The 25,831-nt window shown below is 71.5% G+C and carries 24 protein-coding genes and 1 tRNA gene; 14 read left to right on the top strand and 11 right to left on the bottom strand.

Annotation, left to right across the window (positions count from 1 at the left end; genetic code table 11):
• The first annotated feature begins 17 nt into the window (after positions 1–17).
• The 3 genes from K318_RS0101795 (at position 18) to K318_RS18635 (ending at position 2,815) form a co-directional block, all read left to right on the top strand.
• Positions 18–893 carry a DsbA family protein gene (locus K318_RS0101795; protein ID WP_029088208.1) on the top strand — a complete coding sequence of 292 codons (876 nt, stop codon included), beginning with the start codon at positions 18–20 and terminating at the stop codon, positions 891–893.
• Between the two features lie 210 nt (positions 894–1,103).
• Positions 1,104–1,177 (top strand) — tRNA-Thr (locus K318_RS0101790).
• A 102-nt stretch (positions 1,178–1,279) separates the two neighbouring features.
• Entirely contained in the window at positions 1,280–2,815 is a 1,536-nt protein-coding gene (locus K318_RS18635) for an NCS2 family permease (RefSeq protein ID WP_084499498.1), read from the top strand.
• A gap of 84 nt (positions 2,816–2,899) precedes the next feature.
• Here the strand turns inward: K318_RS18635 and K318_RS18630 are convergent, their stop codons facing one another.
• Positions 2,900–3,796 carry an SGNH/GDSL hydrolase family protein gene (locus K318_RS18630; RefSeq protein ID WP_035280163.1) on the bottom strand — a complete coding sequence of 299 codons (897 nt, stop codon included), beginning with the start codon at positions 3,794–3,796 and terminating at the stop codon, positions 2,900–2,902.
• 239 nt (positions 3,797–4,035) lie between these two features.
• Here K318_RS18630 and K318_RS0101775 point away from each other — a divergent pair, with 239 nt between their 5' ends.
• Together K318_RS0101775 and K318_RS18625 are read left to right on the top strand one after the other, a co-directional pair.
• Positions 4,036–5,343: an amidohydrolase gene (locus tag K318_RS0101775; protein WP_029088207.1), complete on the top strand. Its 1,308-nt coding sequence runs from the start codon at positions 4,036–4,038 to the stop codon at positions 5,341–5,343.
• A 110-nt stretch (positions 5,344–5,453) separates the two neighbouring features.
• Positions 5,454–7,262 carry a threonine/serine exporter family protein gene (locus K318_RS18625; protein ID WP_084499646.1) on the top strand — a complete coding sequence of 603 codons (1,809 nt, stop codon included), beginning with the start codon at positions 5,454–5,456 and terminating at the stop codon, positions 7,260–7,262.
• 139 nt (positions 7,263–7,401) lie between these two features.
• Here K318_RS18625 and K318_RS0101765 read toward each other — a convergent pair whose 3' ends face one another.
• A complete protein-coding gene (locus K318_RS0101765; RefSeq protein WP_029088206.1) occupies positions 7,402–8,079 on the bottom strand; it encodes a uracil-DNA glycosylase in 678 nt (225 codons plus the stop codon).
• Positions 8,080–8,395: 316 nt separating this feature from the next.
• Here K318_RS0101765 and K318_RS0101760 point away from each other — a divergent pair, with 316 nt between their 5' ends.
• The 6 genes from K318_RS0101760 (at position 8,396) to groL (ending at position 14,426) form a co-directional block, all read left to right on the top strand.
• On the top strand, positions 8,396–9,862 hold the full coding sequence (locus K318_RS0101760; protein ID WP_029088205.1) for an aldehyde dehydrogenase family protein: 1,467 nt from the start codon (positions 8,396–8,398) through the stop codon (positions 9,860–9,862).
• 121 nt (positions 9,863–9,983) lie between these two features.
• A complete protein-coding gene (locus tag K318_RS0101755; protein WP_029088204.1) occupies positions 9,984–11,249 on the top strand; it encodes a permease in 1,266 nt (421 codons plus the stop codon).
• A gap of 73 nt (positions 11,250–11,322) precedes the next feature.
• Positions 11,323–11,613, top strand: coding sequence for a DUF3263 domain-containing protein (locus tag K318_RS0101750; RefSeq protein WP_029088203.1), 291 nt, complete (start codon positions 11,323–11,325; stop codon positions 11,611–11,613).
• Between the two features lie 9 nt (positions 11,614–11,622).
• A complete protein-coding gene (locus tag K318_RS18620) occupies positions 11,623–12,219 on the top strand; it encodes a LytR C-terminal domain-containing protein (RefSeq protein ID WP_051297328.1) in 597 nt (198 codons plus the stop codon).
• Between the two features lie 112 nt (positions 12,220–12,331).
• Positions 12,332–12,535 carry a cold-shock protein gene (locus tag K318_RS0101740; protein WP_029088202.1) on the top strand — a complete coding sequence of 68 codons (204 nt, stop codon included), beginning with the start codon at positions 12,332–12,334 and terminating at the stop codon, positions 12,533–12,535.
• Positions 12,536–12,797: 262 nt separating this feature from the next.
• Positions 12,798–14,426, top strand: coding sequence for a chaperonin GroEL (gene groL / locus K318_RS0101735; RefSeq protein ID WP_029088201.1), 1,629 nt, complete (start codon positions 12,798–12,800; stop codon positions 14,424–14,426).
• 305 nt (positions 14,427–14,731) lie between these two features.
• Here the strand turns inward: groL and K318_RS18615 are convergent, their stop codons facing one another.
• A complete protein-coding gene (locus K318_RS18615) occupies positions 14,732–15,370 on the bottom strand; it encodes a DUF1707 SHOCT-like domain-containing protein (RefSeq protein ID WP_051297327.1) in 639 nt (212 codons plus the stop codon).
• A gap of 133 nt (positions 15,371–15,503) precedes the next feature.
• On the opposite strand from K318_RS18615, the gene K318_RS0101725 reads away from it, so the two are divergent.
• From K318_RS0101725 to K318_RS0101715, 3 genes are all read left to right on the top strand, one after another.
• Entirely contained in the window at positions 15,504–16,253 is a 750-nt protein-coding gene (locus K318_RS0101725; protein ID WP_029088200.1) for a sulfite exporter TauE/SafE family protein, read from the top strand.
• A 112-nt stretch (positions 16,254–16,365) separates the two neighbouring features.
• Positions 16,366–17,175 carry a hypothetical protein gene (locus tag K318_RS0101720; RefSeq protein ID WP_029088199.1) on the top strand — a complete coding sequence of 270 codons (810 nt, stop codon included), beginning with the start codon at positions 16,366–16,368 and terminating at the stop codon, positions 17,173–17,175.
• A gap of 8 nt (positions 17,176–17,183) precedes the next feature.
• Positions 17,184–17,504, top strand: coding sequence for an RNA-binding S4 domain-containing protein (locus K318_RS0101715; protein ID WP_342664192.1), 321 nt, complete (start codon positions 17,184–17,186; stop codon positions 17,502–17,504).
• 15 nt (positions 17,505–17,519) lie between these two features.
• Here the strand turns inward: K318_RS0101715 and K318_RS18610 are convergent, their stop codons facing one another.
• From K318_RS18610 to K318_RS0101675, 8 genes are all read right to left on the bottom strand, one after another.
• Positions 17,520–18,317 (bottom strand): hypothetical protein, encoded by a 798-nt coding sequence (locus tag K318_RS18610; RefSeq protein ID WP_035280161.1) that lies wholly within the window; start codon positions 18,315–18,317, stop codon positions 17,520–17,522.
• Positions 18,318–18,471: 154 nt separating this feature from the next.
• Positions 18,472–19,050 (bottom strand): PspA-associated protein PspAB, encoded by a 579-nt coding sequence (gene pspAB / locus K318_RS0101705; protein ID WP_029088197.1) that lies wholly within the window; start codon positions 19,048–19,050, stop codon positions 18,472–18,474.
• Positions 19,051–19,087: 37 nt separating this feature from the next.
• A complete protein-coding gene (gene htpX, locus K318_RS0101700; RefSeq protein ID WP_029088196.1) occupies positions 19,088–19,978 on the bottom strand; it encodes a zinc metalloprotease HtpX in 891 nt (296 codons plus the stop codon).
• A 132-nt stretch (positions 19,979–20,110) separates the two neighbouring features.
• Positions 20,111–20,395 carry a PspA-associated protein PspAA gene (gene pspAA, locus K318_RS0101695; protein ID WP_029088195.1) on the bottom strand — a complete coding sequence of 95 codons (285 nt, stop codon included), beginning with the start codon at positions 20,393–20,395 and terminating at the stop codon, positions 20,111–20,113.
• A complete protein-coding gene (locus tag K318_RS0101690; RefSeq protein WP_035280159.1) occupies positions 20,392–21,177 on the bottom strand; it encodes a PspA/IM30 family protein in 786 nt (261 codons plus the stop codon). The genes pspAA and K318_RS0101690 overlap by 4 nt, the downstream gene beginning before the upstream one ends.
• Before the next feature lie 286 nt (positions 21,178–21,463).
• Entirely contained in the window at positions 21,464–21,754 is a 291-nt protein-coding gene (locus tag K318_RS0101685; protein ID WP_029088193.1) for a WXG100 family type VII secretion target, read from the bottom strand.
• Between the two features lie 198 nt (positions 21,755–21,952).
• Positions 21,953–23,050 carry a S1C family serine protease gene (locus K318_RS0101680; protein WP_035280157.1) on the bottom strand — a complete coding sequence of 366 codons (1,098 nt, stop codon included), beginning with the start codon at positions 23,048–23,050 and terminating at the stop codon, positions 21,953–21,955.
• An 841-nt stretch (positions 23,051–23,891) separates the two neighbouring features.
• A complete protein-coding gene (locus K318_RS0101675) occupies positions 23,892–25,829 on the bottom strand; it encodes a sensor histidine kinase (RefSeq protein WP_029088191.1) in 1,938 nt (645 codons plus the stop codon).
• Between the last annotated feature and the right edge of the window lie 2 nt (positions 25,830–25,831).

Genomic DNA, 25,831 nt, shown 5'->3' with positions numbered 1-25,831 from the left:
AACGACCGTGAGGAAGCATGGCGAACAAGTCTTCGAGTGAAGAGCGCCGCAGTGCGGCCAGGGAGCAGGCGCGGCAGATCGCCGAGGCGCAGGCCAAGCGGGAGAAGACCGTGAAGGTCATCGTGTACTCGAGCATCGCCGTCGTGGTGGCGGCGGTGCTCGTGGTGGTGGGCGCTCTCGTGTGGAACTCCACGCGGCCCACGGCGTCCCCCCAGAACCTGGCTTCGGGCGCTTTCGCCCTTGCGAGCGACGGTGACGGGCTCATGGCCGTGGCACCGGAGGCAGCGGCCGAAGAGGTCGAGGCGTCCGGGCTGCCGGGGGTCGAGGAGAGCCAGACGCCTGCCGATGCGCCGCGGGTGAAGGTGTACCTCGACTTCCAGTGCCCCGGCTGCGCGGCGTTCGAGGACGCGAATGCGCAGACGGTGAACAGGCTTGCCGAAGAGGGCTCGATCATCCTCGAGTACGAGCCGGTGGCGATCCTGGACCGCTTCTCGATGGGCAATGAGTACTCGACGCGCTCGGCGAACATGGTCACGTGCCTCGCCGACTCCGGCCAGGCCGCAGTGTTGCCCGAGGTGTTCGCGGCGCTCTTCGCGCAGCAGCCGGCCGAGGGCACCGAAGGCATGTCCGATGAGGACCTCATGGGCATCGCGGAGGAGGCCGGTGCCGACATGGGCGCCGAGGTCTCCGAGGCCGCGGGCGAAGGGCTGACCGTCACCGAGTGCACCACGGAGGTGGCCTTCGAGAAGTACGTGGCGGCGGAGACGCAGACGGCTCTGAACGACGAGGGGCTGCAGGGCACTCCGTACATCACGATCGACGGCGAGCCCTACGAGGGCGACTGGGGCAATCCCGAGGCGTTCGCGGCGGACCTGGTGCGCGCGATCGGCTGAGGCAGGCTGCTTTCCGGCATCCCACCCCATGCGCCGCTGGCCGCCCACATATGACGGGGCGGTCAGCGGCGTTTCGGGTGGCTCGCGTCCGCGGGAACGGGGTCGGCGGGTTCGCGCGGCACCGCTTCCGTGTCGTAGACTTTCAGCGCTGTGTGCGGCGTCCGCGAGTTCGGTCGGGTGAGCTCGCCTGTGGCGCACGCGCGGAGCAGCGCCTCCTTAGCTCAGCTGGCCAGAGCATCTGTCTTGTAAACAGAGGGTCGCCGGTTCGAATCCGGCAGGGGGCTCCCTGACGGAGAGAAGGCCCTCCGACCTGGCATCGCTCCAGGTCGGAGGGCCTTCTCCGTACGATCGCGGCCCGCGGTGCCCGGACTCGCTAGCATGGGGCGGTGACTTCACCCGGAACTCCCAGCAGAGACAGCACCTCGCAGCAGAACCGCGGCCCGGCCTCGACGGCAGAATCCGAGGGCCGCGGCCCCGGCCTCCTCGACCGCTTCTTCGAGATCTCCACCCGCAACTCCACGGTGGGGCGCGAGGTGCGCGGCGGCGTCGCGACCTTCTTCGCGATGGCCTACATCGTCGTCCTCAACCCGCTCATCATGGGCACGGTCGCGGATTCGGCAGGCGAGTTCCTCGGTGGGGGAGCCGACCCCAACCTCCCGGCCATCGCGGCGGCCACCTCGCTCGTCTCGGGCCTGCTCACGATCCTCATGGGCCTCGTCGGCAACTTCCCGATGGCGGTGTCCTCGAGCCTCGGCCTCTCCGCCCTGCTCACCTACGGCATCGTGGCCCTGCCCGGCATGACCTGGGCGGACGCGATGGGCCTCGTCGTCATCGAGGGCGTCATCCTGCTCATCCTCGTGCTCACGGGCTTCCGCACCGCGATCTTCAATGCGGTGCCCGCGCAGCTGAAGACGGCGATCAGCGTGGGCATCGGCCTGTTCATCGCGATGATCGGCATGATCAACACCGGCTTCATCTCCTATGAGGGCGGCCCCGGATTCCAGCTGGGCATGAACGGCTACATCTCCGGCTGGCCGCTCGTGATCTTCCTGCTCGCCCTCTTCGCCCTCTTCGTCATGTGGGCGGCGAAGGTGCGCGGTGCGATCCTCCTCTCGATCATCGGCGCGACCGTCGTGGCGCTCGTCCTCGAGGCCGTGTTCCGCGTGGGGCCGCAGACCGGCCCCGACGGCGAGGTCGCCAATGAGCACGGCTGGGGCCTGTCCGTGCCCACGCTCGACCAGCAGTGGCTGAGCCTCCCGGACTTCTCCGTGCTGGGCTCCTTCAACCTGCTGGGCTCCTGGGCCCACATCGGGATCATCTCCGCCGCGCTCGCGGTCTTCACGATGCTGCTCGCGAACTTCTTCGACCTGCTCGGCACGATGGTCGCGGTCTCGAAGACCGGGCGCATCGAGGATGAGCGCGGCGAGATCCCGCACGCCAAGCGCATCATGGTGGCCGACGCTCTCGGCGCGATCGGCGGAGGCCTGGGCGGAACCTCCTCGAACTCCGGCTTCATCGAGTCCACGGTGGGCGCCGGCGACGGCGCGCGCACGGGCCTGGCCAACGTCGTCACCGGCGTGCTGTTCCTGCTCACCATCCTGCTCGCCCCGCTCGCCGCCGTGATCCCCACCGAGGCCGCCTCGCCCACCCTCGTCCTCGTGGGCTTCCTCATGATGCAGCAGATCACGGACATCGACTGGAAGGACCTCGAGCTGGCGATCCCGGCGTACATGACGATCGTCATGATGCCGTTCTCCTACTCGATCACCAATGGGATCGGCGCGGGCTTCATCACCTACGTCGTCATCATGCTGGTGCGCGGCCGGTTCCGCGAGGTGCACCCGCTCATGCACCTCACCGCGGCGCTGTTCGCCGTGTACTTCATCTCCGGCCCGCTGCAGGACCTGCTGGCCGGCGGCTGACGCTCGGCCCAGGGCCCGCATATTCCCTCTGACACCCGACCACGCCTGGGTGCCGAAGGGAATATGCGGGCCCTGCCGTGCGGATCAGCCGCGGTTCTCTCCCCGCACGCGGGTGAGCTGCGGGTACTTGGGCTCCAGCCCGTCACCGGAGGAGACTCCGCGGAGCCGGCGCGAGACCCAGGGCGCGAGGTGCGTGCGCACCCATGCAGCCTCCTCGGCGACGGCCTGGCGCACCTGCCGGCCCGGCCGCTCCGGCATCGCGAAGCCCGAGCGGGTGCCCGGCGTCCCCTCGAGGGTGGCCAGCGCCTGCCGGGAGACCAGCTCGTGCCCGGCGGGGCTGAGGTGGATGCGGTCCTCGGCCCACATCTCGGGGGCGTAGAGATCGCGCATGCCCCAGACGTCGAGCATGTAGCAGCCGTGCCGCTGGGCGATCGTCCACAGGTGGCTGTTGTACGTCGCCACGCGCGGCCGCATCGCCTTGAGCAGAGGGCTCGAGGTCTCCGTGTCGTAGCCGTTGACCATGAGGACGGTGATCCCGGCCTCCCGCAGGGCCACGATCGCGTTCTCCATCTCCGTCGCCAGCGCGTCGATGCTGGTGTACGGCCGGAGGCAGTCGTTGCCGCCGGCGCAGATGCTCACAAGGTCTGGCGCGAGCTCGAGCGCGCGCGGCAGCTGCTCCGCGAGCACCTGATCGGCGAGCCGCCCGCGGATCGCGAGGTTCGCGTAGGTGAGGTCCTCGGAGCCCGCGGGCGAGGTGGCCAGCTGCTCCGCGAGCCGGTCCGCCCAGCCGCGGAACCGCTCCTGGGACTGGGCGGGCTCGAGGGCGGCCGTGCCCGCGGCCTCGGCGAGGCTCGCACCCAGGGCCGCGGCCTCGGCGGTCGCCCCCGCGGTCCTCTCGGGGGCTGCGCCTGCGGGCGCGTGGACGTCCATGAGGCCCTCGGTGAACGAGTCGCCTATGGCCACGTAGCTTGCGAACGTCATGACGTGTGCACTCCTGGGGCATCCGGTGGGCGGGAGGCGTGGGCGGCGCGGTCCGCAGACCTCCTGCGGGAACCGTGAGAGCTTCCCCCACGTCCCCGCCATCCTAAGGGCACCTGCCACGGGAGCGGAGGTCCGGCGGTAACGTAGTCCGGGAGACGCCGCCGCACCGCGCGAGGGCACTGCGCACCGCGGATCAGCGACGGCACCGGTCCCAGCCGCGTCGCCCCTCAGGAGGTCCCGTGTACCGCTCCGTTCCCGTTCCCGCAGTCCGCGACATCGTCTTCGCGGGAGGCCGCGTCCTGCCCGTCGCGGATGCCGAGGGAAGACGGGCGGCACCCATCGACGCGGGCGTGGTCGTGGTGCGGGAGGGGCGGATCGCGGCGGTGGGACCGGCCTCCGAGGTGGAGATCCCCGCCGGCGTCGAGGTCGTCCGCTGCGAGGGCCGGGTGGTGACCCCCGGCCTCGTCGAGGCGCACGGCCATCTCGGCGTCCACGAGGACGGCGAGGCATGGTCCGGCGACGACACCAACGAGATGACGGTGGCCGACGGCTCCAAGCTGCGCGCCCTCGACGCGATCAACCCGCGCGAGCTGGGCTTCCGGGACGCGCTGCGCGGCGGCGTCACCTCCGCCGTCGTCAAGCCCGGCTCCGGCAATCCGATCGGCGGCCGGACCGTCGCGGTGAAGACGTGGGGCCGGATCGTCGACGAGATGGTCATCCGCGAGAACGTGTCGGTGAAGTCCGCGCTGGGCGAGAACCCCAAGCGCGTGGGCGGCGAGAAGGGCCGCCTGCCGTCCGTGCGGATGGGCGTGGCCGCGGTCCTGCGCGAGGCCTTCGTCGAGGCGCAGAACTACGTGGCCTCGCGCGCGGCCGCCCATGTCGAGGGCAAGCCCTTCGCGCGGGACCTCGGGAAGGAGACGCTCGCCTCGGTGCTGTCCGGGGATCTCATCTGGGACCAGCACTGCCACCGCGCCGATGACATCGCCACCGCCGTGAGGCTGTCCGAGGAGTTCGGCTACCGCCTCGTCGTCAACCACGGCACCGAGGGGCACTTCCTCGCCGACTTCCTCGCGGAGAAGGGCGTCGACGTCATCGTGGGCCCGCTCATGACGAGCCGGTCGAAGGTCGAGCTGCGGGAGCGCACGCTCGCGACGCCGGCCGCCCTCGCCGAGGCCGGCGTCCGCATCGCCCTCACCACCGATCACCCGGTCATCCCCATCAACTTCCTCATCCACGAGGCGACCCTCGCCGTGAAGGAGGGCCTGGACCCCGTCGTCGCGCTCGAGTCCCTCACGATCAACCCGGCTGCGATGCTCGGTCTCGACGACCGCGTGGGCTCGCTGGCGCCGGGACGCGATGCCGACATCGCGGTGTGGTCGGCCGACCCGCTCGACGTCCACGCCCGTGCGGAGCGCGTCTACGTCTCCGGACGCGAGGTGTACCGCTGGGACGCCGCGAGCGGGGAGGCCGAGGTGGCCGACCCGTTCGGCCCCACGCGCGCAGCACAGCCGGCCGGCTCCGCGGAGAGGGGCGTCGGAGGCCGGTGACCCAGGCCCCGAGGACGCCCGAGGATGAGCGGGGTCCGTCGGCATCCGACGGACCCCGCGGAAGCGCGCCCGCAGACGGCCGTGCCCCGGGCGAGCGCACGGCGAGGACGGTGCGCTCCGGGAATGAGGCGCGCTCCGGTGGTGCGGGCCGCTCCGCCGGTGAGGCCGGCACGGCGCCCACGGGCGCCTCGGCGGCGAGGGTGCGCGGGGAGGCCGGCAGTGACCGTGAGGCCGGTCGGGGCCGCGAGGCCGGCACAGCACCCACGGGTGCCGCCCGCACCGCTCCCGACTCAGTCCGCGGCTCTGTGCCGGACAGCGAGGCCGGAACCGCCCCGACCGGCGGCCGCCCCACTCCGCCGACGGGCGATGCACGCACTGCACCGGTGGGCGGGGTCGGCACCGGAGGGTCGGCACGGCGTTCGCAGGTGCGGAGCCTGCTGGGCCGCACCTCGGGTCAGCGTCCCAGCGTCAATCCCGCCCGGGCCGCGCAGCGGATCGCCCGCCGCGCGGTGACGAAGATCGTCGACGACTCGCAGCCCAGCACCAATCCCATCCCGATCGTCGCGGTGCTGCGCGGCACGCCCTATTCCGCGCCCGTGGAGGCGGCCGCGAAGAACGAGGACGAGGCCCGACGGATCCTCGACCTCGCCGTCGACATGGGCGCGATCATGATGCGCGCCGGCTCGTCCACACAGGACGTCCAGGTGTCCGTCATCGCCGTGTGCACCTCCCTGGGCCTGTCCACGGCGGAGGTCGACCTCACCTCCAATTCGCTCACCGTGCACTACATGGACCCCGAGGGGCGCATGCTCACCGTCATGCGGGTCAACCGCGAGGAGTCCCTGCACTTCGCGAAGCTCTCCGCCGTCCACGCGCTCGTGACCGAGCTCGTGGACGGGAAGCTCGACTACCAGGAGGCCCGCGACCGCCTCGACGCGATCCGCCGGCAGAAGCGGCCGTACCCCGAATGGCTCGTGTCCGTGGCCTGGGGCGCGCTCGTGGCCGGCTTCGTGAACCTCGTGGGCGGTTCCTGGGTGTCCTCCCTGCTGGGCTTCGTCATCACGCTCGCGAACATGCGGTTCGGGACGCTGCTGGGGCGGACCCGCATGCCCTATTTCTTCATCGTCGTCTTCCAGGCGATGGCGATCACGGTCATCGCGATGCTCGCGAACACCCTCCACCTCATCTCCACGCCGCAGTTCCTCGTGGCCTCCGGCATCGTGCTGCTCCTGCCCACCATGGGGCTGGTCTCCGCCGTGCAGGACGCGCTCACGGACTTCCCGCTCACCGCCTCGGGCAGGGTCATCCAGGTGGGGCTGTCCTTCACCGCCATCGTCACCGGCATCGCCGCAGGCATCACGGTGGGCGATGCGGTGGGGCTGCGCACCATCGAGGTGACGCTGCCGAGCACGGGCACGCAGTTCCTCACGACACTCGTCTCGCTGTTCGCCGCCCTGCTGGTGGCCGCCGGGGGAGCGATCGGCATGCAGGCCTCGAAGCGCCTGCTGCTGCCCACCAGCCTCATCGGCCTCGCGGGCTTCGTCGTCATGGTCCTGTGCCTGGTGGCGGGCCTCCACGGCATGCTGACGAGCTTCCTCGCCTCCACCGTCGTCGGCCTCCTCGCACGCCCCACGGCGCTGCGGCTGGGCGCGCCGCCCTCGGTCATCCTCATCCCGGGGATCTACCCGATCCTGTCGGGACTCTCGATCTTCACCGCCGCGTACACGATCGTCCAGCCGGCGGAGGGGGTCAACCTCTCCGACGGGCTCTCCGCGCTGTTCACGGCGGTCGCGACGAATGCCGCGCTCGCGGTCGGCGGCGTGTTCGGCGGCTTCCTCGCCACCGCCCTGCCCTACGGGAAGGCGGGGCGGCGGTTCATGCGCAGGCGTGGGAAGAGCGCCGCCGAGGCGGATTCATGAGCCGGGAACCCGCTCGCTGAGCGCGGGGACGGGGCATGAGGCGCGGACTGCCGGCTGAAGCAGGGTGCGAGCGGGTGCCCGCCTCGGCAGCGGCTGCCGGCCTCCGCCGTGCGGGCGGCTGCCGACCCGCGCCGGAGGCTCACTCCAGGCGCCAGTCCACAGGCGCTGCGCCCATCTCCTCCAGCAGGGCGTTCGTGCGGGAGAAGGGGCGCGAGCCGAAGAACCCGCGGGAGGCCGACAGCGGCGAGGGATGCGCGGACTCGACGGTGGGCACACCCCGCAGCCGCGGCCGCAGCGACTGTGCGTCCCGCCCCCAGAGAATCGCGACGAGCGGCTGCTCGCGCTCGACGAGGGCCTCGATCGCCCGGTCCGTGACCTGCTCCCAGCCCCGGCCGCGATGCGAAGCGGGCTTGCCGGGCATCACGGTGAGGCACCTGTTCAGGAGCATGACCCCCTGCCGCGCCCAGGGGCGGAGATCGCCGGTCTGCGCGGGCGGGATACCAAGGTCCTCGGCGAGCTCCCGGTAGATGTTCGTGAGCGAGCGCGGCAGGGGACGGACGTCCGGCGCCACGGAGAAGGAGAGCCCGATGGGGTGGCCCGGGGTGGGGTAGGGGTCCTGGCCGACCACGAGGACCTTCACCTCGGCCAGGGGGTTCTCGAAGGCGGCGAAGATGCGGTCCCCGGGCGGCAGATAGCCCCTGCCCGCGGTGTTCTCCTCGCGGAGGAAGGCGCCCATCGTGCGGATGACGGGCTCCACGGGGGCGAGCGCCTGTGCCCAGTCCTCGGCCATGATCGTCTCGAGCGGTTCTGCGGACATGGATGCCAGCATACGGGCGCCGGGCTCCGGACGCCGCCCCGCACCGGCGGGGCACCGGCTGCGCCTGCGGGGCACCTGCCGCGGGGATCGCTCCCACGGGGACGGCCGCGCGCACGCGCACAGCGGGTGTGCGGGCATCGCTCTCGTCCGGTGCGCTCCGTGCGGGAGACGGCGATGCGCGCACTGCGTACGGATGGCTATGCTCGGAAGGCAGTTCAGTGACGAACACCGCGCTCACGCCGTGCGCCCTCGGGGCGGAGGCCGGCAGCGGTGCCGCTCACGCGGTGCGGAGGCGCCGACGTACGAAGGAGGCACAATGACAGGATTCCCGGAGAAGAAGCACTGGCCGATGCTGATCGGCGGCGAGTGGGTCGATGCGCTTGACGGCTCCACCGCTGACGTCATCACCCCCATCGACCGCAATGTCGTCATCGCGACCGTGCCCCAGGGCAAGGAGGCGGACGCCGACCGCGCAGTGGAGGCCGCACGCGCGGCGTTCCCCGCCTGGGCGGGCCTGCACTTCAAGGAGCGCCAGAAGCTCCTGCTCAGGGCCGCGGACGCGCTCGAGGCGAAGATGGAGGACCTCGCGCAGCTCACGGCGCTCGACACCGGCAACGCGCTGCGCACGCAGGCGCGGCCGGAGGCCCAGACCCTCGTGGACATCTTCCGCTACATGGGCGGCGTCGCCGGTGAGGTCAAGGGCGTGACCCTCCCGGCCGGGGACGAGCAGCTGCAGTACACCCGGCGCGAGCCCCTCGGCGTGGTCGCGGGCATCCTGCCCTGGAACTCGCCGCTCATGATCGCGGCGTTCAAGACCCCGGCCGCACTCGCCGCGGGCAACACCCTCGTCCTCAAGTGCGCCGAGGACGCCCCGCTCACCATCCTGGAGATGGGCCGCATCATCGCGGACGTCTTCCCGGCGGGCGTGCTCAACATCGTCACCGGCAAGGGCTCCGTGATCGGCGAGCGCCTGGCTGTGCACCCCGGCGTCGACAAGGTCTCGTTCACCGGCTCCACCGGAGTGGGCCGCCACATCGCGGAGATCGCGGGCAGGCGGCTGGCGCACTCCTCGATGGAGCTCGGCGGCAAGTCGCCGACGATCGTGTTCCCGGACTCGGACACGGACGCCGTCGCAGACCAGGTGGTCCTCACGACCCGCTTCGCCAGGCAGGGGCAGTCCTGCACCTCGGGTTCGCGGCTGTTCATCCACGAGGACATCTACGATTCGTTCCTCGCCAAGGTGGTCGAGCGCGTCGCGGCGATGAAGGTGGGCGACCCGCGCGACGAGGCCAGCGACATCGGTGCGGTGAACTCCGCCAAGCAGTGGAACACCATCCAGAACTACATCGAGATCGGCGAGTCGATGGAGGGCGTGGAGATCGCCTACGACGGCCGGAAGACGCTCGAGGCGGGCGAGCCCGGCTTCTACCACGCGCCCATCATCTTCTCGCGGGCGAGCAACGACTGGCAGACCTCCAAGGAGGAGATCTTCGGTCCCGTGCTCTCCGTCATCCCGTGGAGCGATGCGGACGAGGTCGTCGAGATGGCCAACGACAACGAGTACGGCCTCGCGGCATTCGTGTTCTCCAAGGACCTCGATGCGGCGCTCACGACCGCCAACCGGATCGAGTCCGGCTGGGTCCAGGTCAACCAGGGCGGCGGCCAGGTGGCCGGTCAGTCGTACGGTGGGTACAAGCAGTCCGGCCTCGGCCGGGAGGCCTCGCTCGAGGGCATGCTCGAGGGCTTCACACAGATCAAGCAGATCAACGTCAAGCTCGGCTGATCGAGTCTGCCGCCCCACCATCCCCGCAGGTCAGGGATGGTGGGGCGGTTTCATGTGCGCACTGCTGCCGGGCTGAGGGGGCGGTGTGCTGCCCGTGGTGGACGCGGCATAGGCTCGTGCCATGACCGCCCAGGCTCTCGCCTCCCGTGCTCCGCGCTCCCGGGCCCTGCCCGCGCTCGGCTTCGCCGCTCTGGCCGTGGGCCTTGCGATCGCGGGACTCGTGTGGGCGAAGTGGTGGCCGTACACGGAGAGGACGGCCGGCCTGCTCGGCGGCGAGGGCTGGACGGCCGCACCGCTCATCGAGACGGCGGTGCGGTCGGAGTCGTGGTGGAGCGCGGGCTGGGAGTTCACCGTCGCGTACACGGCCTCCGTGTGGAAGGCGCTCCTCGTCGCCCTCGTCCTCGCCGCGGCCGTCCAGGCGTTCGTGGGCTCGGACCGGATGGCGGCGCTCCTGCGGGGGCGGGGGCGGCATCGGCGCGGCCGGGAGCCGCTGAGGGCCGCGATCCTCGGCCTGCCCACCATGATGTGCACATGCTGCACGGCCCCCGTGGTGGTGGGCCTCAGGCGGGCGGGTGCCTCCGCGGCCGCGGCGACCGCGTTCTGGCTGGCGAACCCGGTGCTCAATCCGGCCGTCATCGTCTTCCTGCTCCTCGTCGGACCCGCGGAGTGGTCGCTGGCGCGCCTCGTCGTCGGCATCGCGCTCGTGGCCGGCGGTGCATGCATCGCCGGGATCCTGGCCGACAGGGCGGCGGCCCCAGCACCGGCGGCGGCCCCGGTTCCAGCACCGGCTGCGGTGACGCTCCCGGCGCGTGCGGACCGTGCGGCTGCTCCGGAAGGGGAGTCAGCTCCCTTCCTGCCGCCCTCGCCGGGCTCCCTCCCGGCGGCCGAGGCGCCTGCCGTGGGGGCAGGCGCGGCCTCGAGGGCCGACCCCGCACCGGCCTCGGCGGAGGGCTCGGCCTCGGGCGCAGGCGCGGCAGCCGAGGGGAGGGTCCGCGGTCCGCTCGCCCGCTTCGGCCGGGAGCTGGCGCGATTCTCGCTCACGCTGGTCCCCGAGTACCTCATCCTCGTCTTCGCGGTGGGCGCCGTCGCCCATCTGGGGCAGTGGTCGATCGCGGACGCGCAGTGGACCGTCCTGGCCGTCCTCGCCTTCGTCCTGCTCGGCGTGCTCCTCGTCATCCCCACGGGCGGCGAGATCCCCGTGCTCCTCGCGCTGGCGGCCGCGGGCGCCGGACCCTGGCCGACCGGGGCGGCGCTCATGTGCCTCAGCGCGGTCAGCCTCCCCTCCCTCATCATGGTGGGGAGAGCGCTGTCCTGGCGGGCGGCCTCGGCGATCGCGGGCCTCGTCGCGGCAGCGGGCCTCCTCGCGGGAGCGCTGCTCGCGGTCTGAGCGCGAGGCACGTGCCGGAACGAGCGGACGCGCAGGCGGTGCACAGGTAGACTCGGCCCTCGAAGGAGGCGGTATGGCTGAGGAGAGGAAGGACTCCGCGGAGTCGCAGGACGGCACGGCCGGACTGAGCGACCGCGACCGGGAGATCCTGGAGTTCGAGCGGACGTGGTTCACCTACGGCGGTGCCAAGGACCACGCGATCCGCGAGCGCTTCGACATGTCCGCGGGAGCCTATTTCCAGCGGCTCGCCGCGCTCCTGGACGATCCGGCCGCCTATGCCCACGACCCCGTCCTGATCAAGCGCCTGCGCCGCATCCGGGACGGACGGCAGCGCAACCGCTCGCACGCCCGCGTCGCACGCTGAGGAGACCCAGTGCCCACCTACCCCGAAGACGAGTTCGACCGGATCGCACCGACCGGCCGCCGAGGCGCGCACCGGCGTGAGGCGGAGCCCGGGCAGCGCGGCGCCTATGTGATCATCGCGGTCGTCGCGGTCATCGCGGTCCTCCTGGTCGTGGCCGTCGTCAACATCATTCGCACCTCCTTCAGCAATCCGGAGGAGAACGTGGCGGAGCCGCCGGCGGCCAGCGAGCCCGCGGAGCCCGGGGGCGAGGAGGACGCGGAGGTGCCCGGCGAGGAGGCGACGGACGAAGCGAGCGCGGAGGTGGACAAGACCACCGTCACCGTGGGCATCTACAACGGCTCCGGCGTCAACGGCGCGGGCGCGGCCTTCGGGGAGGCCGCCTCGGCGCAGGGCTGGTCCGTCGACGACGTCGTCACCTACTCCACACCGGACAGCACCTCCACGGTCTTCTACTCCGCCCCGGAGTACGAGGCGCAGGCGGCTGTGCTGGCGGAGGAGCTGGGGATCGAGAGCATCGAGGAGTCCGCGGAGTTCCCCCAGGACATCACCGCCGTCATCGCCTCGGACATCGCGGAGCAGGGCCCGCCGGCAGTAACGAATGAGTAACGCGGGTCCGCGCGCCGATTCGGGGCAGCGCGCTGCGGGATAGGCTGATCGAGTCGTACAGCGTTGAACGCTGCCCGGCGGAAATGCAGTATCCGGAACGGAGCACAGAGCTATGGCTCAGGGAACAGTCAAGTGGTTCAACGCTGAGAAGGGCTACGGTTTCATCACCGACGCCAGCGGCGATCAGGACGTCTTCGTCCACTGGAGCGCCATCCAGATGGACGGATACCGCTCCCTCGAGGAGGGCCAGACGGTCGAGTTCACGGTGGGTCAGGGTGAGAAGGGCCCCCAGGCGGAGCAGGTCACGCCTCTCTGACCTGGGGTCTCTGCCAGGACACGGCTCCCGCACCGGCGCGGGGCCGCACGCACCGGATTCCGCTGAGGGCGAGCACGTGCTCGCCCTCAGCGGAATCTTTTGCACTCTCGGGGTGAGAGTGCTAAAAATTGGACTGTGAACCTCGCACACGACTAGAGGGCACCGCGTCTCTGCGGCATGGAGCAGGGAGGCGGGTCCGGCCGTCGCGGGCATGTCGGGTCGGGGGAGACGCACCACCCGCAAGAGGGAGGAAGCAAGCCACATGGCAAAGCTCATCGCATTCGACGAAGAGGCACGTCGCGGCCTCGAGACCGGCCTCAACACGCTGGCCGACGCCGTCAAGGTGACCCTGGGCCCCCGTGGCCGCAACGTCGTCCTGGAGAAGAAGTGGGGCGCCCCCACGATCACCAACGACGGTGTGTCCATCGCCAAGGAGATCGAACTCGAGGATCCCTACGAGAAGATCGGCGCGGAGCTCGTCAAGGAGGTCGCCAAGAAGACGGACGACGTCGCAGGCGACGGCACCACCACGGCCACCGTCCTCGCCCAGGCGCTCGTCCGCGAGGGTCTGCGCAACGTCGCAGCCGGCGCTGATCCGCTGAGCCTCAAGCGCGGCATCGAGAAGGCCGTCAGGGCCGTCACGGACGTGCTGCTCGACTCCGCCACGGAGGTCGAGACCAAGGAGCAGATCGCGGCGACCGCGGGCATCTCCGCAGGCGACCCGGCGATCGGCGAGCTCATCGCCGAGGCCATCGACAAGGTCGGCAAGGAAGGCGTCGTCACTGTCGAGGAGTCCAACACCTTCGGCCTCGAGCTCGAGCTCACCGAGGGCATGCGCTTCGACAAGGGCTACATCTCCGGCTACTTCGTCACGGACACGGAGCGCCAGGAGACGGTGCTCGAGGATCCCTACATCCTCATCGTCAACTCCAAGGTCTCGAACGTGAAGGACCTGCTCCCGGTCCTCGAGAAGGTTCAGCAGTCGGGCAAGCCGCTGCTCATCATCGCCGAGGACGTCGAGGGCGAGGCCCTCGCGGTGCTCGTGGTCAACAAGATCCGCGGCACCTTCAAGTCCGTCGCGGTCAAGGCCCCGGGCTTCGGCGACCGCCGCAAGGCGCAGCTCGCCGACATCGCGATCCTCACCGGCGGTCAGGTCATCGCCGAGGAGGTCGGCCTCAAGCTCGAGAACGCCACCGTCGACCTGCTGGGCACCGCCCGCAAGGTCGTCGTCACCAAGGACGAGACCACCATCGTCGAGGGTGCGGGCGACTCGGAGGAGATCGCCGGCCGCGTGGCCCAGATCCGTGCCGAGATCGAGGCCTCGGACTCGGACTACGACCGCGAGAAGCTCCAGGAGCGCCTCGCGAAGCTGGCCGGCGGCGTCGCCGTCATCAAGGCCGGTGCCGCGACCGAGGTGGAGCTCAAGGAGCGCAAGCACCGCATCGAGGACGCCGTCCGCAACGCCAAGGCAGCGGTGGACGAGGGCATCGTCGCCGGCGGCGGCGTGGCGCTCATCCAGGCCGGCAAGACCGCCTTCGAGGGCCTCGAGCTCTCCGGCGACGAGGCGACCGGTGCCTCGATCGTCAAGGTCGCGGTGGACGCGCCGCTCAAGCAGATCGCCTTCAACGCCGGCCTCGAGCCCGGCGTCGTCGCCGCGAAGGTCCGCGAGCTGCCCGCCGGCCACGGCCTCAACGCCGCGACCGGCGAGTACGAGGACCTGCTGGCCGCCGGCGTCAACGACCCGGTGAAGGTCACGCGCTCCGCACTGGAGAACGCGGCCTCCATCGCCGGCCTGTTCCTCACCACCGAGGCCGTCGTCGCGGACAAGCCGGAGCCCGCTCCGGCCGCCGGCGCCGACCCGACCGGCGGCATGGGCGGCATGGACTTCTGAGTCCGACCCGTCCTGCTGGGACACCGGAGCCCCGTGAGCGCATGCGCCCGCGGGGCTCCGTGCTGTCCGGCGGCTGCGCTGTCCGCTTTCCGCTCTGCGCTTTCCGCTCTGCGCTGCCTGCTCCGGTTGTGGTCTGCCGTCCGAACGCGCAGACGGCTGATTCCGGTTGGTGCGGCAGACCACAGCCGCGAGCGCGGGCCGGCGGACCCGAGCCGGCGGCGAGCGCGTGCTGGCGGCGTCGGATCCGCACGGGCACCGGCCGGCGAGGGCTCGCGGATCCGCGGGACCTGCTCGCCGACCGCAGCCTACTCGTCCGGTTCGGGCTTTCCGCCCTCCTCGAGCTCCCGCTGGGCCTCCGGGTCGCCGAGGTGTGCGCGTGCCCGCAGCGTGAGCAGCCGCTTGCGCTCCTCGATGATGGACTGCCGGCGCGCGAGCGTCGAGACGAACCCGCTGCCCACGCCGATGATGACGAAGAGCGGCCAGAAGAAGTAGAAGCCGCCGGAGCCGATGGCCGTGAATGTCCAGATCGCCAGGCAGATGCCGATGGGGCCGGCGAGCAGCCCCCAGGCCTCGCGCTTGACCCGGGCGGAGTAGTAGGCGCGGGCTGCCTCGTCGATGGCCTCCGGTGTGGTGGGCACCGGGTCCCCGGACTCGCGCAGCCGGGCGAGGGCCTGAGCCGTCCGGGCGTCGAGTTCGGTGCCCGGAGCACCGTGGGAAGGCGGGGGCGCGATGTCCTCGAGCAGCGGCACCGCATCGCCGAGGCGTTTGATCGCTCCGGCGGCGGTGAGCCTCTCGTCGTGCTCATCGGCATCGAGCAGTCCCTGCGCATAGGCTTCGCCGACGGCGTCGAAGAGCACGGCGCGGTCGGAGTCGGAGGCGCGCAGCTCGGGCTGTCGGTGCGGATCGGCGCTGAACTCCGCCCAGATTCCCTCGTCGAGAGGCATGTCACTACGGTACTCCAGTCCCGGTGCCTGCGGCTGGGGTGTCTGCGCGCGGACCCGGCTGCAGCTCCTGCCCCCGCCGCGCGCAGGTGGGCCGGCTCGCCGGCCGCGAGCGGGCCGAGGATAGTCTGAGCGCATGCAGCTCGTGATCGCCCTCATCCTCCTGGCCGTCCTGGTGGGAGCGCTGGCGCAGCGGATCACGGGGATGGGCTTCGCGCTCGTCTCCGGACCGTTCCTCGTCCTCCTGCTCGAACCGGTTCCCGGCGTGGTCCTCGTGAACCTGTGCGGTCTGGTGTCCTCGATCATCGTGCTGTGGCGCACGCACCGGGAGGTCGAGTGGAAGCTCTCGGCCTGCCTCGCCGCAGGCGGCCTCGTGGGGACCTTCCCGGGCGCCATGCTGGCCGTCGCGCTGCCGGCGCACGCCCTGGAGATCCTCATCGGCGTGCTCGTGGTGGCCGCGCTGGCGACCTCGCTCCTGCTGGGGAGGCTGCTCACGAGGCCCCTGGCGCGCAGGCGCGGCGGGGCGGTTGCGGCCGGCCTGGCCTCGGGCGCGATGAATTCGGCGGCGGGGATCGGCGGTCCTGCGCTGAGTTCCTTCGCGGTCCTCACCCGCTGGGACCAGCGCGCCTTCGCCGCATCCATCCAGCCGGTCTTCGTCGTCATGGCGACCTTCGCCGTGGCCTCCAAGCTGCTGCTCGACCATTCCGCCTGGCCCGCGCTCAGCCCGGGGACCTGGCTCATGATCCTCGCAGCGCTCGTGCTGGGCCAGCTGCTGGGGGAGTGGCTCTCCCGATTCACCCCTGTGAGCACCGCCCGCACGGGCATGCTCACACTCGCCTTCCTGGGCGGGCTCCTCACCATCGGCCGAGGCCTGGGGCTGTTCTGAGCGAGCACATCCCGGGCGGCTCCGGGCCGGGTCCCACACAGTCGTCATTCAGTTTGGACTGGGATACTCGGAACCGGAGTTTCGATCCGCTTCCGCGTCGAGAGGTGTCGCCATGTCCTTCGTCTTCCTGCTGCTCCTTCTCGGTGTGGGCGCGGCATTCCTCATCGGCAGCCGCCGTGAGAAGGCGAGGAAGCAGGCGCAGCTGCAGGAGGAGCTCACCCGTGTGAGCCGCACCGCGGAGGAGGACGTCACGGCCTTCGGCGAGGAGGTCGCGGACCTCGACATCGTCACCGCCGGCGCGGAGCTCGACGAGGGCGGGCGTCAGGACTACTCCCGTGCGCTCGACTGCTACGACCGGGCCAAGGAGACCCTCTCGCAGCTCTCGCGGCCGGAGGACATCCGGCATGTGACCGAGGCGATCGAGGACGGCCGCTACGCCGCCAAGTGCGTGCGCGCCCGGGTCGAGGGCAAGCCCCTCCCGGTGCGCCGCCCGCCGTGCTTCTTCAACCCCCAGCACGGGCCCTCGGTCGAGGACGTCGACTGGGCGCCGGCGGGAGGCCAGCCCCGGCCCGTGCCCGTCTGCGCCGCGGATGCTGAGCGCGTGAGCTGCGGCGCCGAGCCCGCCGTCCGCACCGTGCCCGTGGGCAACGGCCTCCAGCGCCGCGCCTACTGGGAGGCCGGTCCGGCCTATGCGGAGTACAACCGCGGCTACTTCAACTCCTATGCGGGCTCCGGCCTGCTGCCCGGCGTCCTCATGGGCGCCATGCTGTTCGGCGGATTCGGCGGCGGCTGGGACGGCGGGATGGACGGCGCCGGTGAGATGGGCGGGGACGCCGGTGGAGACATGGGCGGCGATTTCGGCGGCGACATGGGCGGCGGCTTCGAAGACGGCGGCGGCATGGACTTCGACTTCGGCTTCTGATGGGCGAGATGACACAGCAGGGAACCGGAGCGGCGATGCCTGAGCCAGGCGCACCCGCGCGCGCGACCGCCGGCTTCGGCGCTCAGGGCGCGACCGCGGATGTGCCGGAGGGCATCGAGACCGTCGAGATCCGCGATGAGGCGATCACGCTGGGCCAGCTGCTCAAGCTGCACGGCATCGCAGGCACGGGCGCCGAGGCGAAGGACATGCTCGCGGCGGAAGCGGTCCTCGTCAACGATGCGGTGGAGACCCGCCGCGGTGCCAAGATCCGTCCCGGGGACGTCGTGGACGCCGCAGGCGAGGTCTTCACTGTCGCCACCCGCGCCTGAGAGCGCCCCGCTCCTTCACCGATGCAGTCGGTGCACCGACCATGCGTATGCGGCCGCCACGACGACCAGCCCGGCGATCGCGGTGATGAGGACGGAGGCGGAGCCCCGCCCGTTCGCGCAGATGCCGACGAGGGCCCAGCCGAGGGTGAGCGGATACAGCGGCAGCTGCGCACCCCAGCGTGCGGTGACGAGGACGCCCACCAGAGCGCCGAGGATGAGGACCGCGGTCTGCCAGGGAGCCGCCTGCGGGTCCGCAATGCCCGCCCCCAGGTCCGAAGCCCAGTTCTGTGCGGCGGCCGCGGTGGCCCAGCCCGCGTACATCCCCACAGTGGCGCGCAGGAGCATGCGCGGCGTGCCGAGCAGGGGCGCGGCAGCGAGGCGCACGGCATCGATGAGAACGGCGGCCATGACCGTAAGTACGAGAGAGGTGGCCCAGTTCCACTCCGCCGCTGAGAATCCGATCCACACAGCGGCACCCGCGCAGGCGATCACCAGGTCCGCCAGCAGGCGCGACTGGAGCCGCATCTCCTCGGACCGCGCACTGCCCAGGTGCTCCCTTGCTCCCGGCCCGTGAGAAGCCTGCCCGCGGAGACCGCGCACGAGGACGATGATGGCCAGCGCCAGCGTCAGCGCGTAGATCAGCCCCCAGATCGAGAAGGTCCACCCGGCCGGGGTGATGAGCAGCGGGGTGGTCGATTCGTTCGGCATCGCGCCCGGGCCTAGCGCGGGCACGAGGGGCACCGCCGCCTGTGCGAGAGCGGTGCAGAGCAGCAGCCAGGCGAGGACCGGGGGTGCCCTGTGCGTCATCTCCATGCACCGAGCCTAGGCGGTCGCGGCGGTTGCGGGCGGATCTTCCGGCACCGGGACCGCAGGCGCCTCCCGCCTCGGCAGCGGTTCCGCCGGGGACGGTTCCGCTCGGCGACTCCATGCAGCGGGGATGCCCCCGGCTCCGCTCAGCGGCGGCCGCTCACCGGTCCATGCCGGGGGCGTCCCAGAGCGGGGACCACTTGGAGAGCTCCTTCTCCACCGGCAGGTCCTCGTCGAGGATCCCGCGCATCTGCAGCTCGAAGGCCTCATCGCGCCTGTGCTGGCCCGCCTGCACGAAGGGGTAGAACGTCCCGCGCTTGTACAGGTACACGAGCGCGAGCGTGCGGGGCGAGGACTCCGCGCGGAAGTAGACCACGGAGCACAGCAGCATGGGGCCGAAGCCCTGCGCCTCGAGCGCCGCATTGACCGCGTGGAGGCTCGTGACGAGGTCCGGTGCGCTGGGGACGTCCTGACTCACCACCTGCCACGTGTAGCCGAACCCGTCGTTGACCTGGGAGACGTCCGTATTGGGATCGGCGGAGATGAGCGCCCTGGCCTCCTCCTCCGCGCGGTCGAACGCGCCGCCCTCCACCTCGCGGAACGCGACCGCTCCCACACCGGTGGGTCGGAGTCCCGTGCGGGCCTCGAGCGTGAGCGCGGCCGGGGGCACGGCGAAGAGGTCGTCGAGGTTGGGCTCCTTGGGCTTGGAGCGGGCGAAGATCGCGTCGAGGAATCCCATGTGCGTGTGCGTCCTTGTGCCGGAGGGGTGGAAGGAATCAGTACTCGCTGGAGAGCTGCCGGCTGATCCGGTCCAGCTGGGCGAGGCGCTTGTCCAGGCTCGGGTGGGTCGAGAACAGGCTGCCGAACTCGAAGAAGGCCAGGTGCGCCGCGCCCGCGCTGCTGCGCAGATCCTGCTTGGGCAGCTGCGAGGCGGAGTCGCTGATCTTCACGAGTGCCGCGGCCAGGGTCGAGGGGCTGCCCGTGAGCAGGGCGGCGGCGCGGTCGGCGGCCAGCTCGCGGTAGCGGGAGAGCACTCGGATGAGGAAGAAGCTGAGCGCGTAGACGACCACGCCCACGAGCATGAGGACCAGCTGCACCGGGAGACCGTTGTTGTTGTTGCTCCTGCCGCCCCCGGTGTAGAGGAACGTGCGCATCATGAGGCTCGCGACGACGCCGGTGACCCCGGCGACGGTCATGACCGTGACATCGCGGTGGGCCACGTGCGAGAGCTCGTGGGCGAGGACCGCCTCGACCTCCTTGGGCTCAAGCCGGTCCAGCAGGCCGCGCGTCACGCACACCACGGAATGCTGGGGCGACCGTCCGGTGGCGAAGGCATTGGGCACCCGGGTGTCGGCGAACGCGACCCTCGGCTTGGGCATGTCCGCCTGCTGGCACAGGCGGTCGACGAGGGAGTGCAGCTCCGGAGCCTGTTCGGGAGTGACGACGCGAGCACCCATGGCGCGCATCGCCACCGAGTCGGAGAAGTACCACTGGAACCAGAAGATGCCCGCGGAGAGCAGGACCGCGACGACGACTCCGCCCGAGCTGCCCCCGAACGCCCACCAGATGCCCAGGATGAGCACCACGTAGATGAGCCCGTTGAGGAACATCGTCAGGCCCATGCGGAACGAGAGTCCTGCGTCCTTGGCGAATCGCGAACGGGCCATGTGCGCTCCTTCCGGCAGCGGTCCGGTGCCGCGGCCCGGGGGCCTGCGGCTCATGTGCTCCGCGCGGTCGGCGCGGAGGGTGTCTGCGTCCCGCGGGCACGGACCGCTGGAGTCCGGGCCCGCGGGAGAGGATCAGCCTCCGTTGGGGACGAAGCCCTCGCCGGAGAGCATCTCCCTGATCTCTGCGATGGTCGCGTCCTCACCGGGGACCACGACATCGGAGCCGCCCAGGAAGTCGTCGGGCACAGGCGCGCCCGCCGTGACGATGAATTCGTGCAGGCGGGAGAGCGCCGAGTGCACCGCGGTCTCGTCGCCGGACTCGAACGCCTGCTCCACCTCGTCGTCGAACTTCTGCAGATCGGAGGCGCTGGCGTCGGTGAGGTCGAACTGGCCCTCGCCCAGGATGCGGATGATCATGCCTGACCGCCTCCCTGGCCGGTCTGCGTCTCCGGTGAGGTCTCCGCATCCTCCGCCTCGAGCGCCGCGCGCGGGCCGCCAGCGGACCCGCCGGGCAGCGACTGGCGCATGCGCTGCAGCTCCAGTTCGACGTCCTGATCGGCGGAGAGGGACTCGAGCTGAGCGGCGATGTCATCGCGCGGGGTGCCCGTCACATCGTCGAGCGCGCCCGAGGCCAGCAGCTCGTCCACGGCGCCGGCGCGGGCCTGCAGCTCGTGCGTCTTGTCCTCGGCGCGCTGGATGGCCATGTTGACGTCGCCGAACTCCTCGGAGATGCCGGTGAAGGCCTCGCCGATCTTGGTCTGGGCTTCGGCGGCGTTGTACGTGGCCTTGAGGGTCTCCTTGCGGGTGCGGAACGAGTCCACCTTCGCCTGGAGGCGCTGCGAGGCCATCGTGAGCTTCTGCTCCTCCGCCTGCAGGTTCTCGTGCTGGGCCTGCAGATCGCTGAGCTGCCCGCCCAGCCCGGAGCGGCGCGTGAGCGCTTCGCGGGCGAGGTCCTCGCGGCCGATCTCCATCGCCTTCTGCGCCTGACCCTGCAGCTTCTCCTGCTGCTGGGTGAGCTGGTTCATCTGGAGCTCGAGGCGCTTGCGGCTCGTGGCGACGTCCGCAACGCCGCGGCGCACCTTCTGGAGCAGCTCGAGCTGCTTCTTGTAGGAGTAGTCGAGGGTCTCGTTGGGGTTCTCCATCTTGTCGAGGGCCTTGTCCGCCTTCGCCCCGAAGATGGTCTTCAGTCGCTGGAACATGCTCATTCCTTCTACTGCTCCGTTCTCCGCACCACCGCTCGCGCGATGAGCTGTGTCGTCGTGGAAGCGCACAGCTGGCACCGCGTCAGCTTCTCCCCGTCAACCCTACTGCGTGACGCTGAGATTTTCCGCCGTGGACGGGGAGCGGAACGGCGCGGGACGGGGCGTGCCGGGCCGGTGGCGGGAGGCACGCGGCAGGGGCGGAGCGGGAGTCGCCGACGGGCACGAGGCGGGGATGCGCGACGGGTGCTCGGCGGATGCGGAGCGAACGGGACCGGCCGGCCGCTCAGGGGTTGAAGAGCCGGGTGTTGGCGGCCTCGACCTCCTCGTACTGCAGGCCGGCGGCGCGCAGGGCCTCGTTGATGGACCGCAGCGAGTCCTGCACGTGCCGGTTGACCCCTGCCCACTCCTCGGCGACGGATTGGAAGCCCTGTGCCGCCGCACCTTTCCAGGAGTCGGCGAGGGAGCGCAGCTGTGCCATGAGCGCATCGGACTGGGCGCTCAGCTCGCCGGCTGTGACTGCGGCGTGCGCGGCGGTGGTCAGGACACGGTCGGAGTCGACTTCGAACAGGGACACGGCTGCCTCCTCGAGGTGGGTGCGGGTGAGCCCACCCTGCCCTGCACGGTGCGCCTGCACCAGAGGCGCCTCCGCCCTGTGGACGGCGATCGTCCGTCCACAGGGCAGATGTGCACATCGCGGGGTCTGCGCGGAAGCCGCCTGTGACCTCGGCCCGCAGCCGCTGAGCGGGAACCGCCGAGCGGCTCAGCGTCGGGCTCAGCGTGCGGCGAGCGTGACCGAGAGCTTCTCCTCCGAGCCGCCCCGCACCACCGTGACCTCCACGGTGTCCCCGGGTGCTGCCGAGCGCACGAGCGCCTGCATCGAGACGCCGGAGTTCACCGGCTTGTCGCCCACCGCGATGATCTCGTCGCCGGGCTGGAGCCCGGCCTGCTCCGCGGGGGTGCCGGACTCCACCTCCTGGACCTGCGCGGAACCGTGGGCGATGCCGCCCACCTCGACCTGGGAGTCCTGCATCGTCACGCCGAGGAACGGGTGCCGGGCCTCACCCGTGCTGATGAGCTGATCCGCGATGCTCACCGCCTGCTCCACGGGGATCGCGAAGCCGATGCCGATCGAGCCTCCCTGGTCCTCGGAGCCGGGCGCGCTCATGGTCGCGGCGGAGGAGTTGATGCCCACGAGCCGGCCGTTGCCGTCCACGAGCGGCCCGCCGGAGTTGCCGGGGTTGATGGCGGCATCGGTCTGGATTGCGCTCGTGATGGTCGTGGCGATCTCCTGTTCGCTCACATCACCGATGTTCTGCGTGGTCACGGGCCGGTCAAGGGCGGAGACGATGCCCGTCGTGACGGTGTCGGCCAGGCCGAGGGGATTGCCCAGCGCCATGACCGGATCGCCCACGCGGAGGCTGCTCGCGGCGCCGCGCTCGAGGACCGTGAGATCCTCCGGCACGGTCTCCAGCTCCAGGACGGCGACATCCGTTTCCGGATCGCGGCCCACGAGGCGGGCATCGATCGTGCTGCCGTCGCCGAACACCACCTGGATCTCGCCGCCGTCCGTGTCCGCGGGAGCGACGACGTGGTTGTTGGTGACGATGTGCCCGGACTCGTCGTAGACGAAACCGGAGCCGAGGCCGGAGATCTCGCCGTTCACGCCCACCTGGATCGCGGCCACGCCAGGCGAGACCGCGTCCGAGATGCCCGCCCAGTCGGGCGTCTCCGTGGTCTGTTCCAGCGGCTGGCTGGTCGAGGGCTCACCGTCGCCCCCGTCTTCCTGGGCCTGCGAGGTGCCCGGCAGCTCGAGGCCTCCGGCGAGGAGGGCGCCGCCACCGCCCAGGACGCCTCCGAGGAGGGCGGCCACCGCCGCGATGCCGATGACGCCGCCCCAGCCGGGTCCTCTGCGGCGTCGCGGTCCGCCGGGCGCCCCGTCGTGCTGCTGGTCGTGGTGAGCATGGGCGCCGTGGGCGGCGCTGTGCGGACCTGAGTCGCCGGGACCGGGGCCACCGGGAACGGGAATGCCGGTGCCGTGACCGGGGCCTCCGGGGCCGTGGGCGGGTCCTCCGGGGCCGTGGGCGCCTGCATTGGATGTGCCCGAACCCTGCGGGCCTGTGACCGGAAGCGGTGCGCTTGCGGACCCGGCTCCGTGAGGGGCTGTGCCCTCAGCTGCCGAGGCTCCGGGGCGGGCGCGCTGCCACTCATGGGGGGCAGCGGCGTGGGAGCCCTGCGCGGCGCCCTCCGGTGCGGAGCCCTGAGCGGGCGCGCCGTGGGGCGGACGGGCACCGTACGCGCCCGGGGGTGGGACTGCCGGCACGGAACCGGTTGCGGGAGTCCCGGACGGAGGCGGAGGCACGGCTGCATCGGAGCCGATCTGAGGGCTCACCCGGGTGGGCTGCCCGGTGTCCGGGGCCGGCCTCGGCGAGGTGCCGGCGGAGAAGCCCGGCTCTCCGCGGTCCGTCGACCCCGGGCTCCCCGAAGGGACAGGGCCGCCCGCGGAACTTGGGCTGCCTGCGGAGCCGGAACCCCCTGCGGAGCCCGCGGCTGCGGGCGAGGTCCCTTCCGCCGCCCCTGTTCCGTCCTCGTGCGGCGGGGGCGTGCTCGGGGCGGGGAACGTCTGCCGGGACCCGTTCGCGTGCCGACCGGTGGAGCGGGGGAGATCGGGAGGCTGAGTCATGGCTGTTCCTTACTGTGTGGGTTCGGTGGTCTCAGGAACCGGAGGTGGGGGTGATGGGGCGCCGGACGGAGTCCGCGCCGGGGACGGGGAGGTCGACGCGGAAGGTCGCGCCGCCCCCGGGGGTCGGATGGACGGAGATGGTGCCCGAGTGGTTCTCGACGATCGCCTTGACGATCGAGAGCCCCAGGCCGGAACCGCCGGTGTCCCGCGTGCGCGAGGCGTCGAGGCGGTAGAAGCGCTCGAAGATCCGGTGCGCCTGGTCGGGCTCGATTCCTTCGCCGTGATCGCGGACCTCGAAGCGGACGCGGCCGTAGGGGAAGCCGGAGAGATCCTCCCCGAGTTCGAGCGGGCCGGTGACGAAGGGATTGGAGTTCGTCATCTGCGCCTGCACGGGGGCGGGCTGTGCGGTCCCTGCGGGGTCCGCCGAACCCCGGCCGGACTGATCCGGGCCCGCCGTCCCCGCGCTCGTCCAGGCCGGGCCGGTCGGCGCGGAGCCGGTCTGGCCCACTGCGAAGGCGCCGCTGGGACCTCCCCCGGGAACGCCGGCATCGGCCTGCGAACCGCCGTGCGAGCCGCCCTGCAACAGGCGGGGCAGCCTGCCGGTGGCCCGCCCGCCGCCTCGGCCGCCGTTCCTGCCCGCCTGTCGGCCGCCTCTGCCCGGTTCGGAGGAGGACCCGGCCGAGGCGCCGGTCGCCGGTTCGCCCGGTGCCCCGCCGCCTGCGGGGGGAAGGACGCCCACGGCGAACTCCACCGCCGTGCCGTCCGGCGTGTGCCGGATCGCGTTGCCGGAGAGGTTGACGATGACCTGGCGCAGGCGCGATTCGGAGCCGAGCACCGAGGGCGTCTCCTGCGCATCGCCGCCGTCCAGGCCCACGAGGCTGATGTCGCGGTCCGGGGCCTGAGCCACGGCATCGGCGGCGGCATCGCGCACGATGCCCCCGATGTCGACGGGCCCGATCTCGGCGGGCCTGCGCTCGTCCAGCCGGGCCAGCACGACGAGGTCCTCGACGAGCACGCCCATGCGCTTGGCCTCGGCCTCGATCCGGTCCATCGCCTGCCGCACCTGTTCGGGGTCCGTGATCGCGCCCTGCCGGTAGAGCTCGGCGTAGCCGCGGATCGTGACGAGGGGCGTGCGCAGCTCGTGGGAGGCATCGGAGACGAACTGGCGGATGCGCTTCTCCGAACGCGTGCGGCCGTCGAAGGAGTCCTCGATGTGGCCGAGCATGGTGTTGAGCGCTGCGGAGAGCCTGCCCAGCTCCGTGTTGTCCGGATACGGAGTGACGCGCTGGGACAGATCGCCGGCCGCGATCTTGGAGGCCGTCGACTCGATGTCCTTGAGCGGCCGGAACGTGTTGGTGATCGCGAAGTAGCCCACGCCCGCCACGAGGGCCAGCGCCAGCATGCCGATGCCGAGGATGGTGTTGCGCGCCCGCTCGCTCACGGTGTCGATGTCCTGCTCGAACGGCACCGCGATCGCGACGAGGAGCGGTGAGTCCGTCACCCGCAGCACGCGGACCCGCCATTTCGAGGACGTCCCGTCCGTGGTGAAGGGGGTGCCCTGCATCGCGGTGACGGTGTCCTCGTTGATCGAGGGCAGGTGCGGGGTGTTGTCGGTGCCCGGAGCGACGGGAGGGAAGAGCCTCTCACCGGCGGCGTCGTAGAACTGCACGTAGTAGGACTCGGGGAGCAGCTGGCGCAGGGAGTCCTCCGCGGGGGAGCCGACGGCGCCGTCGGAGAGGTCCTCCTCCGGGGAGACGCTCGCCGCGGCCTGGATGGCCAGTGCGTCGGAGGCCTGGATGAGGCGGGCGTCGGTGCGCTCGATGAGGCTGGAGCGGAGGTTCTCCAGCACCCAGGCGCTGGTCCCTGACATCACGATGAGCATGAGCGTCATCATGATCGTCAGCAGCTTGGCGGTGAGCGACCATTCGTCCCAGATCACTCTCCGGCGTCGTCGGGTGTGCCTGCTCACGT

It is taken from the genome of Brevibacterium album DSM 18261 (assembly GCF_000426445.1).
Taxonomy (GTDB): Bacteria; Actinomycetota; Actinomycetes; order Actinomycetales; family Brevibacteriaceae; genus Brevibacterium; species Brevibacterium album.
This window is presented reverse-complemented; position numbering and strand designations above follow the sequence as displayed.